This window comes from Streptomyces spinosisporus, from assembly GCF_022698145.1.
Classification (GTDB): Bacteria; Actinomycetota; Actinomycetes; order Streptomycetales; family Streptomycetaceae; genus Streptomyces; species Streptomyces spinosisporus.
In genome coordinates, this window is record NZ_JALDAX010000010.1 from 183,579 (window position 1) to 196,293 (window position 12,715).

10 protein-coding genes are annotated in these 12,715 nt (G+C 75.0%); 8 read left to right on the forward strand and 2 right to left on the reverse strand.

The annotated features are described in order from the left end of the window. Nucleotide 1 precedes the first annotated feature (1 nt). Nucleotides 2–1,027, reverse strand: a complete 1,026-nt coding sequence (locus MQN93_RS25605) for a DUF4097 family beta strand repeat-containing protein (RefSeq protein WP_242711410.1) — start codon at nucleotides 1,025–1,027, stop codon at nucleotides 2–4. A 145-nt stretch (nucleotides 1,028–1,172) separates the two neighbouring features. Here MQN93_RS25605 and MQN93_RS25610 point away from each other — a divergent pair, with 145 nt between their 5' ends. Then, complete coding sequence (locus MQN93_RS25610) at nucleotides 1,173–2,024, forward strand: hypothetical protein (protein WP_242711411.1); 852 nt, start codon at nucleotides 1,173–1,175, stop codon at nucleotides 2,022–2,024. Nucleotides 2,025–2,089: 65 nt separating this feature from the next. Here the strand turns inward: MQN93_RS25610 and MQN93_RS25615 are convergent, their stop codons facing one another. Next, nucleotides 2,090–2,269 (reverse strand): DUF6104 family protein, encoded by a 180-nt coding sequence (locus MQN93_RS25615; protein ID WP_014674941.1) that lies wholly within the window; start codon nucleotides 2,267–2,269, stop codon nucleotides 2,090–2,092. Nucleotides 2,270–2,416: 147 nt separating this feature from the next. Between MQN93_RS25615 and MQN93_RS25620 the strand changes: the two genes are divergently transcribed. The 7 genes from MQN93_RS25620 to MQN93_RS25650 all read left to right on the forward strand — a co-directional run bounded on the left by MQN93_RS25620 (nucleotide 2,417) and on the right by MQN93_RS25650 (nucleotide 12,612). Beyond that, entirely contained in the window at nucleotides 2,417–2,917 is a 501-nt protein-coding gene (locus MQN93_RS25620) for a CU044_2847 family protein (protein ID WP_016437958.1), read from the forward strand. Then, nucleotides 2,914–5,118, forward strand: a complete 2,205-nt coding sequence (locus MQN93_RS25625) for a VMAP-C domain-containing protein (protein ID WP_242711412.1) — start codon at nucleotides 2,914–2,916, stop codon at nucleotides 5,116–5,118. Before MQN93_RS25620 ends, MQN93_RS25625 begins: the two co-directional genes overlap by 4 nt. A 106-nt stretch (nucleotides 5,119–5,224) precedes the next feature. Then, the gene (locus MQN93_RS25630) at nucleotides 5,225–6,247 is read left to right on the forward strand and encodes an AAA family ATPase (protein WP_242711413.1); all 1,023 of its coding nucleotides are present in this window, start codon (nucleotides 5,225–5,227) and stop codon (nucleotides 6,245–6,247) included. 7 nt (nucleotides 6,248–6,254) lie between these two features. Further along, the gene (locus MQN93_RS25635) at nucleotides 6,255–9,710 is read left to right on the forward strand and encodes an SAV_2336 N-terminal domain-related protein (protein WP_242711414.1); all 3,456 of its coding nucleotides are present in this window, start codon (nucleotides 6,255–6,257) and stop codon (nucleotides 9,708–9,710) included. Nucleotides 9,711–9,723: 13 nt separating this feature from the next. Continuing rightward, nucleotides 9,724–9,903 carry an FxSxx-COOH cyclophane-containing RiPP peptide gene (gene fxsA, locus MQN93_RS25640; RefSeq protein ID WP_016437962.1) on the forward strand — a complete coding sequence of 60 codons (180 nt, stop codon included), beginning with the start codon at nucleotides 9,724–9,726 and terminating at the stop codon, nucleotides 9,901–9,903. Nucleotides 9,904–10,048: 145 nt separating this feature from the next. Then, a complete protein-coding gene (locus MQN93_RS25645; RefSeq protein WP_242711514.1) occupies nucleotides 10,049–11,164 on the forward strand; it encodes an FxsB family cyclophane-forming radical SAM/SPASM peptide maturase in 1,116 nt (371 codons plus the stop codon). Next, entirely contained in the window at nucleotides 11,164–12,612 is a 1,449-nt protein-coding gene (locus MQN93_RS25650; protein WP_372504461.1) for an aKG-HExxH-type peptide beta-hydroxylase, read from the forward strand. The genes MQN93_RS25645 and MQN93_RS25650 overlap by 1 nt, the downstream gene beginning before the upstream one ends. Nucleotides 12,613–12,715: the final 103 nt, after the last annotated feature.

The following is a 12,715-nucleotide window of genomic DNA, read 5'->3' on the forward strand; positions in this document are numbered from 1 at the left end:
GTCAGAGCACCTTCTTGTCGGTCGTGCCGTCGGCCGCGGCGTCGGAGGGGCCGTCGCCGTGGCCGGAACCGGAATTGTCCCCCGAGCCACCGGGCGGTTCGTCCGCCGGGGCGCTCGCCGGGCCGGCCTCGGTGGCCGTCCCCTCGGACGCCGGGCGGATGTTCTCGGTGCGGATGTCCTGCGGGCCGAAGTCCTCGGGGTCCACGTCCCAGGGCTCGTCCTCGGCCGGTGGCCTGCGCAGCAGGGCGATCGAGCCGGAGACCGTCGTCGCCTTCAGGCTGCCGTTGCCCGAGCCGAGTCGTCCGGTGATCCGCTTGGCGCCCCACTGGCCGCTGACCCGCAGGTCCTCGAAGGCGTTGGAGACCGTGCCGCTCGCGGTGTTCGCCTCCACCTCCGCGTCCACCGGGTGGGGCAGCCGGATGGCGATCTCGCCCGAGACGCTGGTGAGGTTGACGTCCGTCCGGCGGCCGGTCGGGTCGATGTCGACGATCATCGAGCCGCTCACCGAGTCCGCCTTGACGGACGAACCCGCCTCGACCACGGTCAGGTCCCCGGAGACGGAGTTGAACCTGAGGTCCCCGCTGAGGGCCTGTGCCTCCACGCTTCCCGAGACGGTGTCGGCGCGGACCGGACCGGTCAGTCCCACCAGGGTGGTGTCGCCGGTGACGCCCTTGACCTCCGCGCGGGCCTCCAGCCCGGAGAGCACGGCGGTGGCGCCGACGACGCCCACCTCGACCCGGGTGCCGGTCGGAACGGCGAGGGAGACGACGGCGCTGCGCCGCCAACCCTTGCGGTCGAGCCACTTGAGGAAGCCCTTCCAGGGCAGGTCGTCGTAGGCGACCGTGAGGGTGCTGCCCTGCTGGGTCACGGCGAGGGGCGGGCCCTCGATCTGGGTGACCTCGAGGCGGGCGGAACCTTCGTCGGTCCCCACCACGTTGACCGTGCCGTTGACGATGCGTACGTGGAGCTCTCGCACGCGCTCGTCGAACGTCAGCTTCCTCGGCTCCGTGACGGACCACTCGGACATCGTGCAGACCTCCCCGTCGCAACGCGCCATATCGCGTCTTCTTCAATTCACGATATATCGCGGCGAGGGAAAGTCAAGGCACCCGTTCTGGTGACCTGTGACTCCCCAAAATGACCGATGATGCGAATCGCCCTAGTTTGTGACCATGTCGTCGGAAGCCCCACGCACCGGCCCGGCCGGTCCCGCCGCTCCCGGGCCCGGCGGCCTGTTGCTGTGCCGGGCGGAGCCCGGGTCCGTCGCCCCCGTCGCCCACCTGCTGCGCGAGCGGCTGATGCTCGGCGGTGCCGGCGAGGGCTGGAGCGTGCTCGTGCCCGAGGGCCGGCCGTGGCTGCACGACGGCGAACCCGTGGACCGTGTCATGACCGGCTGGGCCACCGCCCTCGCGGTCGGCGCGCCCTGGCCGGTGCTCGCCCTGTGGTGGGACGCCGATCGCGCCGGCTTCACGCTCGCGTCGGGCTTCCGCCGACCCGTCGGCTACGTCTGGCTCGCCAACGGCACCCCGGCCGGTGAGGACGAGGCGATGCGTACGTTCGCGGCCCGTCTGGGCCTGGACCCGGTGCTCGACGTACAGGCCCTGGACCAGCTGGCGAAGCCCGGCTCCGGGGGCGATGCCCCCGCACGTCTGCGTGCCCTGCTCGCGTTCCTCACGCGCGCGGGGGTCTCGTTGCCCGCCGGACTCACCCCCGGCGAGCCAGCCGACCGGCTCCGTGCGGCCGCGGCCGCCCTGCCGGACACCCGCGCCGTCGAGCGCCCCCCTTGGCGCGAGGCGGTGCGCACCGAACTCGACGCCGTGGACAGCAGTCGCCTGGGCCCCTGGATGCCCTGGTCCGGAACCCCACGCTCCCGCGCCCTGGCCCTCGCCCAGGTGACAGCCGGCCTCCCCCTCACCGTCCTCGCCGCACGACGCCGCAACGCCGGCTGGGCCGCGGCGGGGGCGCTCCTACTGGCGCACGGGGCGCTGTCACTGGCGTACGAGGCGCTGCGACCACGCGACTGAGGCCGGGGTGGGAACCGGCGACCGCGCTCGCGAAAGCTGCACCTGGCGACGGTTGCTACCCCGACCTACTCGTCCTCCTCGTCATCCAGCCGCGCCAGCCACGTCGCCAGGCGCTCCACCGGAACCTCGAAGTCCGGGTTGAGGTCGACGAAGGTCCGCAGCTGTTCGGCGAGCCACTCGAAGGTGACCTCCTCCTCGCCGCGCCGCTTCTCCAGTTCCTCGATGCCGCGGTCGGTGAAGTACATGGATCGTGCTCCGTGATGGGTTACGGGGGTTGGCGCGCTCCCTGGGGGGAAGGACCATTTCTCCTGGGATGGGTGGGACGGAGAGAGGGCAGTCCTCCCGTTCGTCGGGGGAGACGCAAAAAGCATATGCGGCGATGGGGGAACGCCATGAGCCAGGACGTGACGCGGGTGGCGCGCATCGCGCTGCCGGACGGGACACCGGTGTGGGCCCGGATCACCGGCACCGAGGAGCTGAGCGCACCGCCGGGACAGCTGTCCTTCAGCGACGTGGGCTTCGCCGAGCGGGTCGAGGCGAGCGTGGACAGCCTGCACGCGCTCATCAGCGGGGTGGCCCGCTCGCTCGCCGAGCCGCTGCGCGCGGTGCGCCCCGACGAGGTCAGCGTCGAGTTCGGCATCGAGCTGACCGCGAAGGCCGGCAAGGTCGTCGGCCTGCTCGCCGACGGGGAGGCGAAGGCCGGCATCACGGTCACCCTGACCTGGAACGGCGGCCCGCCCCCGCTGGACACGCTGCCCGCCGCGCACGCGGACGACCGCACCCCGCCGCCCCCGCCCGCCCCGCCGTCCGGCGAGCCCACGCGCGCGGGAGCGTCTCCCGGCGCTCCGGTGCACGGCGGCACCTCGGCGGGCGCCGACGGAGCCGGGGCGTGACGCCGCAGCACGAGGGGGGCGCAACCGGCGGTTTCGACGAGGCCCACCGTGCGCTGCGTGACCTCGTCATGGCGGCGACCGTGCGCATCCATCGCACACGTGTCGGGTATGCACCTGACGGCCCGGACACCTTTCTCGGCAGCGGCTTCTTCGTCGCCCCGAACTGGGTCCTGACCTGCGCACACGTCGTGTCCGGCGGAGAGGGGGAGGAGATCGCGGTGATCCACCAGAGCGGACCACAGCAGGCCTCCTCCGTCGTCCTGGGCGAGGTGGCCACCACGCTGCCCCACCAGGCCGGGCAGCCCCCGGCCGGCAGCTGGCCGGCCCCCGACCTGGCCCTGATCCGGCTGCGGGAGCCGGTGGGCCACGACTGCATGTACGTGTCCGAACGGCCGACGACGTACCTCAGCGAGGGCAAGGTGCTCTACGCCGGCTGGACGGTCGTCTCGGGACAGCTGCAGATCCTGGACGGGCCGATCGAGGTCCAGGGCACCATCGGCGGCTGGTCCACGGGTGTGCAGATGCGCCTCGGCCACAACGACCTGCCGTACGGCGTCTCCGGCGGTCCCGTCGTCGACCCGCTGCGCGGCGAGGTCGTCGGCGTCCTGAAGTCGCGCTCCGACCACGGCCAGGGCGGCACCTGCACCGGCATCGAGCGGTTGCGCACCCTGCCCGTGCCGCAGGACGCCGTGACCGCGGAGCACGAGGACGTCTACCAGGCGGTCTTCCACGCCCACGACCGCTACCACCGCGACCGCCAGCAGCCCTCCGACTCGCGCCGCCCCACCTGGGCCGACGCACAGCAGCGGCTCGGTGCCCGGCCCGGCCGCACCCTGGCCCCGGGCGAGCGCACCGAACTGCTGGGCCGGCTCGCCGAACTCCCGCCGCCCACCGGCACCCGGGCCCTGCTGGACATCGTCGACTCCCTGCCCAACTTCGAGGCCCCGCACCTGCTGCCCGCCCCGCGCGCGTGGCGCGACGGACTCGGCATGCTCTACGAGAACGCCCGGGACGACGGCCTCCTCAAGCTCGTCATCGACTACACGATGCGGGTGATGCGCGCCGACCGGCCGCTCACCCCCAGCTCCCTGGACGCCGAACACGCGCTGTGGGACTGGGTGCGCCAGGCGGCGGCGGGTCTCGACAGCGGGTACCGCAGCAGCCTCGCGCGCCGCCGTGAGGAGTGGTCCGCGCTGCGCCGGCGGCAGCGGACACGGGGGCCGGACGGCGAGGGCGCGACGGGGGAGGGCCGGGACCGCTCCGGCATCGCACCGCCCTGGCCCGGTGCCGCGCCGTCCACCGCGGCGACGGTGACGCCGGAGTCCGGCCGCGCGGCGGCCGCGGGCACCGGCGGCCACGCGCGCGTGACGCCCCGGCTGACGGTTCTGCTGGAGGTGCTGCGGCGCGGGTGGGAGCCGGACCGGTGCGACTGGTCCGTCTCCCTGGCCCGACCCGACGGAGACGTACTGCGGCTGCACGAGGCCGAGCGCACCCCGGTGGACCGGCTGAGCGCCGAGGCCGCCGAACCGCTCGCCGAGGCCTTCCGCCGCTGCGACGCCCCCGGCCGCCCCGCAGCGCTCCAGGCCGCCCTGCCCCACCTGCTGCTCGGACTGCCGGTCGACACCTGGCAACTGCGCGCAGGGGAGCCGCCGTTGGGGGCGCAGCGCCCGGTCGTGGTCCGCTGCTCGGACCGCGACCAACTGCCCGACGACGGCGAGTACGACATCCAGGACGCCGGCGACCACCACGAGCGGCACGATCGCTGGCGCTGGCTGCACCTGCACGACGCCCGCGCGGAGGTCCTGGACTGCGACGACGGCGTACGGCAGCCCGTACCGGCCCTGGCGGACCTGCGCGGCCTGGCCCACCGCACCGTCCCGGTGCTGTGCCGCTACGGCGACCACCGCTACGAGGACGACGCGGCGGCGCTGGCCCGCATCGTGCACGCCGGCTTCGGCGTGGCCCTGTGGCGGCGCCGCCCCGGCCGCCCGGACGACGTCTGCGGGGAGTTCCACCGCGGCGCGCGCAAGGCCGTGGACGACGGCGGCAGCACGGTGCTGCTGCCGGACCTCGTGCACGACGTCCGCGCGCGGCTGCGCGCCGGACTGACCGACGCCTTCTGGGCCGAGGGGATAGCGCTCTACTACGACGACCCGCACCAGCCCCTGCCCGGCACCGGAGACCTGCTGGAGGCGCCTTGAGGAGGCCGTCGCGCGTCTTCCGGCCCCCTTACCACGTCCCCTGAGCATCGATACGGTGATGCACGTTCGACGGCTGCCATGGACGAGTGACGACGAGGACCGGACCATGACCGATTCCAATGAGTGGCTCATCTACCGAGGTGCCGGCGAACCCCACGACGGGATGGACCGGTTGCCCGCGCCGCCGCCCTGGCGCGACTTCTCCGGCCGCGACTCCGGTGCGCCCGGCGACGGTTCGCAGGACCGCAGGCTCGGCGCCAACCGGCACCTGGCGGAACTGCACCGGCCGGGCGCCGAGGAACTGGAGATGATCAACGCGGCGCTGTATCTGCGCCGCCCGCTGCTGGTCACCGGCAGCCCCGGCGCGGGCAAGAGCACCCTGGCGCACTCGGTGGCCTACGAGTTGGGGCTGGGCGAGGTGCTGCGCTGGTCCATCGTCAGCCGCTCCACGCTCCACGACGGGCTGTACGAGTACGACGCCATCGCCCGGCTGCAGGACGTGCAGATCGCCGCCCAGGGCGGGTTCGGCGGCGCCGCCGGCAGCCCGGGGGCCGTGGAGAGCATCGGCAGCTACATCCGCCTCGGTCCGCTCGGGACCGCCCTGCTGCCCTCCGACACCCCGCGCGTGCTGCTCATCGACGAACTCGACAAGAGCGACATCGATCTGCCCAACGACCTGTTGAACGTGCTGGAGGAGGGCGAGTTCGACATACCCGAACTCCAGCGCATAGCCGACCGGTTGGCGAACGGCGAGGCCGAGGTGCTCACCGCCGACGGGGTGAAGGTGCGGGTGCGTGACGGCCGGGTGCGCTGCCACGCGTTCCCGTTCGTCGTCCTCACCAGCAACGGCGAACGCGACTTCCCGGCCCCGCTGATGCGCCGCTGCATCCACCTGGAGCTGGACCGTCCGGACCACAACCGGCTCGCCACCTTCGTCCGGGCCCACCTCGGCGCCGAGGCGGCCCGCGCCGGCGACGACCTCATCAACCGCTTCCTGGAGCGCTCGCGCAGTGAACTCCTCGCCGCGGACCAGTTGTTGAACGCCATCTATCTCACCGACGCGGCCGCACCGCCCAGTCGCGACCGCTTGGCCGACCAGCTCATCCAGCGACTCGACCGCCCGAGGTGAGCCGCTGATGCCCGACGCAACCGCCCGCCACGGCCCGACCGACCCCGACCCGAACCCTCAGAACAGCCGGGACACCACCGACCCCGACTCGCCGCCCCAGGACGCCCAAGCCCCCACCGACTCCGACCCGACCCCCCAGAACGACCACGCCCCCACCACCCCCGACCCAACCCCCCAAGCCGCCCCCGACCCCATCGCCGAACTGGTCGCCAGGCTGCGGCAGGCCGGGCTTGATCCCGATGCTGAGGGGCTCAGTGACGCGCTGTGGCTGGCTCGTTGGTCTCGGCCCGTGGGTGGGCGGGGGGAGGAGTCGGCCGCGGTCGGGCCGGAGCGGGTGGGGCGGGGTGACGAGGGCGTGTCCGGGCAGGGGCCGGCGCCGGTCGGGCAGGACACCTCGGCGCCGCGGCAGGCGGAGCCGGCGCCGTCGTACGACACCGGGCCGAGCGGGCGCGTCGCGCTCTACCCGCCCTCGCGCGGCGACGCGGCACGCGCGCGTGCGTCCCGGCACACCTCGGCGCTGCCCATCGGCGTGCCCGCCGCCTCCGTGCTGCCCGCGCCGCTCGAACTCCAGCGCGCCTTACGCCCGTTGCAGGGCTACCGCAGCGCCGCCCCGCCGCTGCGCCGCACCCTGGACGAGACCGCGACGGCCGAACTCAGCGCCCGCGCGGGCGGCCTGGTCATGCCGGTGTACCGGGCCGTGACCCGGGGCGACACCCGGCTGCAGCTCGTCCTGGACGCGTCACCGTCGATGCGCGTGTGGGACCGCATGTTCAGCGAACTGGAGCAGGTCTTCGCCCAGTTGGGCGCCTTCGGCGACGTCCAGGTCTGCCATCTGCACGAGAGCCCGGACGGCGAACCGGTGGTCTCCCGCAGCCTCGACGTGCACGCGGCCCCGCTGCACGGCGCGGACCGGCTCAGCGACCCGACCGGGCGCCGGATCACCCTCCTGGTCAGCGACTGCGCGGGTCCGCTGTGGCGCAGCGGCGCCGCGCACCGGCTGCTGCACCACCTGGCCCGGCAGGCCCCGGCGGCGGTCCTGCAGCCCCTCCCGCAGCGCCTGTGGACCCGGACGCGGCTGCCCGTGACGTACGGCGAACTCACCCGCGGCGAGACGCTCGGCGGTGCCGCCGTGCTGCGGGTGCGCACCCCGGTCGGCGCGCCCGCCGAACTGCGCCGCGGAGGGCTGCCCGTACCGGTGCTGCCGCCCGAGCCGGTGGCGCTCGGCTCCTGGGCCCGGCTGCTGTCCGGCGCCGGTTCGGGTCCGGTCGCCGGGGCCGTCGGATGGGTGCGCGCCGACCAGCCGCCCGCTCCCGAAAGCGGCGCCGCCCGGTCGCGTTCCTGGGGGGAGCGCGTCGGCCGCTTCCGCGCCACCGCCTCCCCGGCCGCCGGCCGGCTCGCGGTCTACCTGGCGGCTGCCCCGCTGTGCCTGCCGGTCATGCAGCTAGTGCAGCGCACCATGCTGCCCGACTCGGGCCCCTCGGAACTGGCCGAGGTGCTGCTCAGCGGCCTGGTCAGCCGGGCCGGCGACGGCTACGGCGACGACGGCGCCCAGTGGTACCGGATGCAGCCGGACGTGCAGGAGGCGCTGCTGTCGACCCTGGGCCGGGACGAGGCGGTGCTCGTCCTCAAGCACTGCTCGGAGTACATCGAGCAGCGCTACGGCAAGGGCGGCCCCAACTTCCCGGCCCTCGCCCTCGCCCAGCTCGGCAACGGCGGCTCGGGACGGCCGTACGCGCCCGGTGGCGGCTACCCGGGCGACAACGGCGACGTGACGCTCGCACCACAGCCCTTCGCGGAGGTCGCCGCGCGCGTGCTGGAACGCTTCATGCCGCTGCCCGAGCAGTTCGCGGTCTACGGCGGCGGGGTCACGCCCGATCCGGCCGGACCCCGCGAGCCCCACCAGGCGATCGGGCAGGCCCGCGACCTGCTCGAACGGTTCGACGCCGAGGGCATGGTGCAGGACCTCATCGACGCCGTGCAGCTGCTGCGCGGCGCCGCCGAGCACGAGCGGCCCGTGGGCCGGGATCCCGAGCTGTGGGCGCAGTACGCGCGCTGCACGCTGCGGCTGTGGGAGGTGCAGGGCGGCCCCGAGCTGCTGCGCGAGGCCGAGCAGGCCGCCGAACGGGCCGTCGCCCACCCGCATGCCCTGCGGGAGAGGGCCGTCCTCGCGCGCGTGCTGCACGCCGCCGCCACCGACCGCAGGCGCCACGGCGATGCGCACGCCGCGCTGGAACTGCTCAGCCGCGCCGACCGCGAGTACGCGGGCGCGTTCGCCGCCCCCGACCTCACCCAGGACGAGGCACTCGAACTCACCCTGGAGCGGGTCCGCGCGCTGGAGGCGCAGTGGGGGCTCGGCGGCGACAGCGCGCTGCTGCAGGGCGCCGTCGGCATGCTGGAGGCGTTCGCGGACGCCTGGCCCGACCGCAGCCGGCGCCCCCGTGAACTCCCGCTGGCCCACGGCCGGATCCTGCTGCGGCTGGCCGATGCGACCGCCGACCCGCAGCTGGCCCGCGACCACGCCGAACAGGCCGCACGGTCGCTGCGGGACGCGCTGGAGCCCGTAGGAGCCGAGGAGCGGGCCCCGGACGGCGTACGGGTGCGACGCGACCTGGTGGACGCGCTGCTGGCCTCGGGCGGCTCGCTCGACGAGGCGCAGGAGCGGATCGACGAGGCGCTGGAGCTGGTCCGGGAACGGTCGTTGCGCTCCACGCTGCTGGTGCGCGCCGGCCGCATCGCCGTGGCGCGGCACCGCGAGACCGGTGAGACGGCGGAACTCCGCGCCGCCGCCGACCGGTTCGAGCAGGCCGCCCACGGCATGCCCAGGGACGCCCCGGCGCACGCGGACGTCCTCGCCGAATGGGGCGAGACGCTGCTGCGGCTGGCCTCGCTGGAGAGCGGCTCCCGGGCGCCGGTCTCGCTGTCGCGCGCGATCCGCGTGCTGCGCGAGTGCCGTACCGAGACGGTGTCCGGGGATGCCCGCCTGGCCCACCGCCTGCTGCTGCTCGGCCAGGCGCTGATGGCCCGCTACGGCACCCTGGGCGACCCGGTGGACCTGCGGGAGGCGGAGTACCTGTTCGGGCTGGCGGCGGCGGGCGCCACGAAGGCGCTGCCGGCCGCCCGCGCCCTGCTCGCCCTCGGGCAGGCGCAGTTCGAGGCGTACCGGGGCCTGGGCCGGCCCACGCGTCTGGACGCGGCGGCCGACGCCTTCCGGGACGCGTCGGAGTCCGCCCGGGAGGCCGAGGAACAGGCCGAGACCGAGCGGCGGTGCCACGAGGCCGTGGAGTTGGGCGCTCAGGCCCACCACTGGCGGGGTATGACCTATGAGGCGGCCGCGCGCCCGCGCGCCGCCCGCGACGCCTACCGTGCGGCGCGCGCGGAATGGCAGCGGCTGCCGGACGACTGGGTCGGCACCGGCGGGCCCACCGCGGACGAGACCGCGCGCAAGCTCGCCGAGCTGGAATGACGAGGGGGAGACGATGCAAGCGGAGGCAGCCGGGAAGCCGGCACCGGACGAGCCGGTCGAGGACGTACTCGCCCTGAACCTCGCCGAGTTGCGGACCGTCGGGCACCCGGTGCTGCGCGAGGTCCTCGACGACCTGCGGGAGCGGGCGGCCCGGCCCGGCGAGATGCTCTGGGGGTACGGCAGCGCGTTCTGACCCGGTCCGGCACGGTCGATTTTCGGTCAAATACCGTTCACAGCCCATGAGTTCAGGTCATGGCGCCGGTCGGGCAGGGGGTGGCCAAGTGTCGCACGGCGTCGTCAGCGTCGCGCCTTTCCCCTTCCGGCAGTTCATCGTCAAGATGCACGGCCGCTGCAACCTCGCCTGCCGCTACTGCTACCTCTACGAGGGCCCCGACCGCACCTGGCGCGACCGCCCCGCCAAGGCCTCCCGGGCCGTGCTCGACCGCACCGCCGACCGCATCGCCGAGCACGCGCTCGCGCACGCCAGCGCCGACCTGTCCCTCGTCCTGCACGGCGGCGAACCCCTCCTGGCCGGAGCCGGCACCCTCGCCCGCTTCACCGAGCGCGTGCGCGCCCGCGTCCCGCACGGCACCCGCGTCCACGCGTCCGTGCAGACCAACGCCACGCTCCTCACCGAAACCCGGCTGGCCACCCTGGCCGCCGCCGGCATCCGGGTGGGCATCAGCCTCGACGGCGGCCTGCCCGGCCACAACGCGCGCCGCGTCGACCACGCCGGACGCCCCTCCTGGCCCGCCGCCGCACGCGGCGCGCGCCTGGTCGCCGACCGCTTCCCGGACTCGTACGCGGGCATCCTCACCGTCGTCGACCCCACGCTGGACCCGGTCGAGACCTACGACTCGCTCCTCGCGCTGCGCCCGCCGGCCCTGGACCTGCTGCTGCCGCACGGCAACTGGTCCGCCCCGCCGCCGCACCTGGCCGGGGACCGGTACGGGCAGTGGCTGTGCGCCGTCTTCGACCGCTGGTGGCGGGCGGGACGGCGGCAGACGAGGGTCCGCCTGTTCGAGGCCTGCATCGCCCTGCTGCTGGGCCGGCCCGCCGCCACCGAAGCGCTCGGGCTGGCCCCCTTCGAGACCGTCGTCGTCGAGACCGACGGATCCATCGAGCAGGTCGACTCCCTGAAGTCGGCCTACGACGGCGCGGCCGAGACCGGCCTCGACGTCTTCCGGCACCCCTTCGACGAGGCGCTGCGCCACCCGGCGGTGGCGGCCCGGCAGGCGGGCGCGGACGCCCTGCACGCCACCTGCCGCGCCTGCCCCCTGCTGCACGTGTGCGGCGGCGGCCAGTACGCCCACCGCTACCGGGCCGGGCACGGCTTCACCAACCCCTCCGTCTACTGCGGCGACCTGCAGCGCTTCATCCGGCACGTGGCGCGACGGCTCACCGAGGAGACGGCCACGGCGGCCGCCGTCCCGGCCCAAGGAGGCACTTCGTGATACTTCCTCCGCTGACCGACCGCGCCCTCGCCGAACTCGGCGGCATCGGCGGCGGTCCCGACACCCTCGCGCTGCTCGTCCGCGACCAGGACACCCGGCGGATGCTGCTCCTGCGGGCCATCCTGGAGGCGGCCGACGCCGCCGGGGCGGACGTGTGCCCACCCGCCGCCAGCGAGCGGTTACGGGTGGACTGGGCCCTGCTGGAGGCGGCCGAAGCGGCGTACGGCCCGGCCGACGCCTCAGCCGTGCGCACCGCCCTGTGCCGCCCGCTCCTCGGCCCCTGGGCCAGGAGGTGCCTCCAGGCGCTCACCGCCCCGCCCGGCCGGGCCTCCGGGGCCGACCGCGAGCAGCGCGGGCGTGAACTCGCCGCCGATCTGGCGCACTTCAGCGCCGTCGCCGCGGCCGTCGCCGCACGCGCCGGCGTCCCCTTCGCCGTACGCCTCGACGCCCACGGCGGGGCCCTCGCCCTGCCGTCCCTCGGGGCCCTGTCCGTCGACGGTTCCGGCCCGGTGGCCCTCGACGTCGTGCACCGACACGGGCGGCTGACCCTGAGCCGGCCGGGAGCCGCGGACGTCCACGTGTTCCTGGAGGACGGCTTCGGCGCCTGGTCCGACTCCCGCGCCTGGCACCCGGCCTACGCGCTGCCCGCCCTGCTCCCGGACGGCCCGCCGCTGCCCCTGGAGGACTTCGACCCCTACCGTGCCGCGCCCGGCGACCCGCAGTGCTACGGCCTGACCGGCCCCGCCACCCTCGACGACGGCGAGCGCAAGAACTGGCTCCAGGCGTGGTCCGGCACACCGGCGGCACTGCTGCCCGCGGGGGAGCAGCGGCCGGCCGAGGCGGCCACCCTGCTGCGCTGCCTGGTGCCGCTCGCCACGCCCGACCGGGCCACGGCCGAGGCCCGCCGCGGATCGTGCAGCGCCACCCGCAGCGAGGCGTTCGGCGCCGTGCTCAGCAGCACCCCGCCCGACGCCACCCGTCTGGCCGCCACCCTCGTGCACGAACTCCACCACGCCAAACTGGCCGTCGTCAGCGAGATGGTGACCCTCCATCACGCCGACGACCGGGCACGGTACTTCGCGCCCTGGCGGCCCGATCCGCGGCCCTACGACGGCCTGCTGCAGGGTGCCTACGCCCATCTGGCGCTCGCCGACTTCCACCAGCGCAGGGCGCTCGACGGCTCGGACCGGGCGCACCTCGACACCGACTGGAGCCAGTTCGCCCGCTACCACGCCCAGGTGGGCGCGGCCCTGCCCGCCCTCGTCGGCTCCGGCGAACTCACGCCGCCGGGACGGAGGTTGGTGGAGTGCATGGTCGACGCGCACGCTCGTATGGCCGACCATCCCGCGCCCCGCGCACACGCCGTGCGCGCCCTGGAGTACGTGCGCACCGCACGTCGACTGTGGGCACGACGGGTTCCCCAGGAACTGCGTGCGCCACTCGCGTGACCCGGCCCGGGGCATTCGGCGGAAAACGTGCCCCCCGATGGTGGTGATCGTTGCGCTTGCGGGAAAGGATGCGAACCACGAGCGTCGGCGGCGGTGCGTCGTG

Bases quoted from the DNA above. Each gene is read 5' to 3' on its own strand.
- MQN93_RS25630 (WP_242711413.1), top strand. From the start codon at position 5,225: ATGACCGATTCCAATGAGTGGCTCATCTACCGAGGTGCCGGCGAACCC.
- MQN93_RS25645 (WP_242711514.1), top strand. From the start codon at position 10,049: ATGCACGGCCGCTGCAACCTCGCCTGCCGCTACTGCTACCTCTACGAG.
- MQN93_RS25605 (WP_242711410.1), bottom strand. From the start codon at position 1,027: ATGTCCGAGTGGTCCGTCACGGAGCCGAGGAAGCTGACGTTCGACGAG.
- MQN93_RS25610 (WP_242711411.1), top strand. From the start codon at position 1,173: ATGTCGTCGGAAGCCCCACGCACCGGCCCGGCCGGTCCCGCCGCTCCC.
- MQN93_RS25620 (WP_016437958.1), top strand. From the start codon at position 2,417: ATGAGCCAGGACGTGACGCGGGTGGCGCGCATCGCGCTGCCGGACGGG.
- MQN93_RS25615 (WP_014674941.1), bottom strand. From the start codon at position 2,269: ATGTACTTCACCGACCGCGGCATCGAGGAACTGGAGAAGCGGCGCGGC.
- fxsA (WP_016437962.1), top strand. From the start codon at position 9,724: ATGCAAGCGGAGGCAGCCGGGAAGCCGGCACCGGACGAGCCGGTCGAG.
- MQN93_RS25635 (WP_242711414.1), top strand. From the start codon at position 6,255: ATGCCCGACGCAACCGCCCGCCACGGCCCGACCGACCCCGACCCGAAC.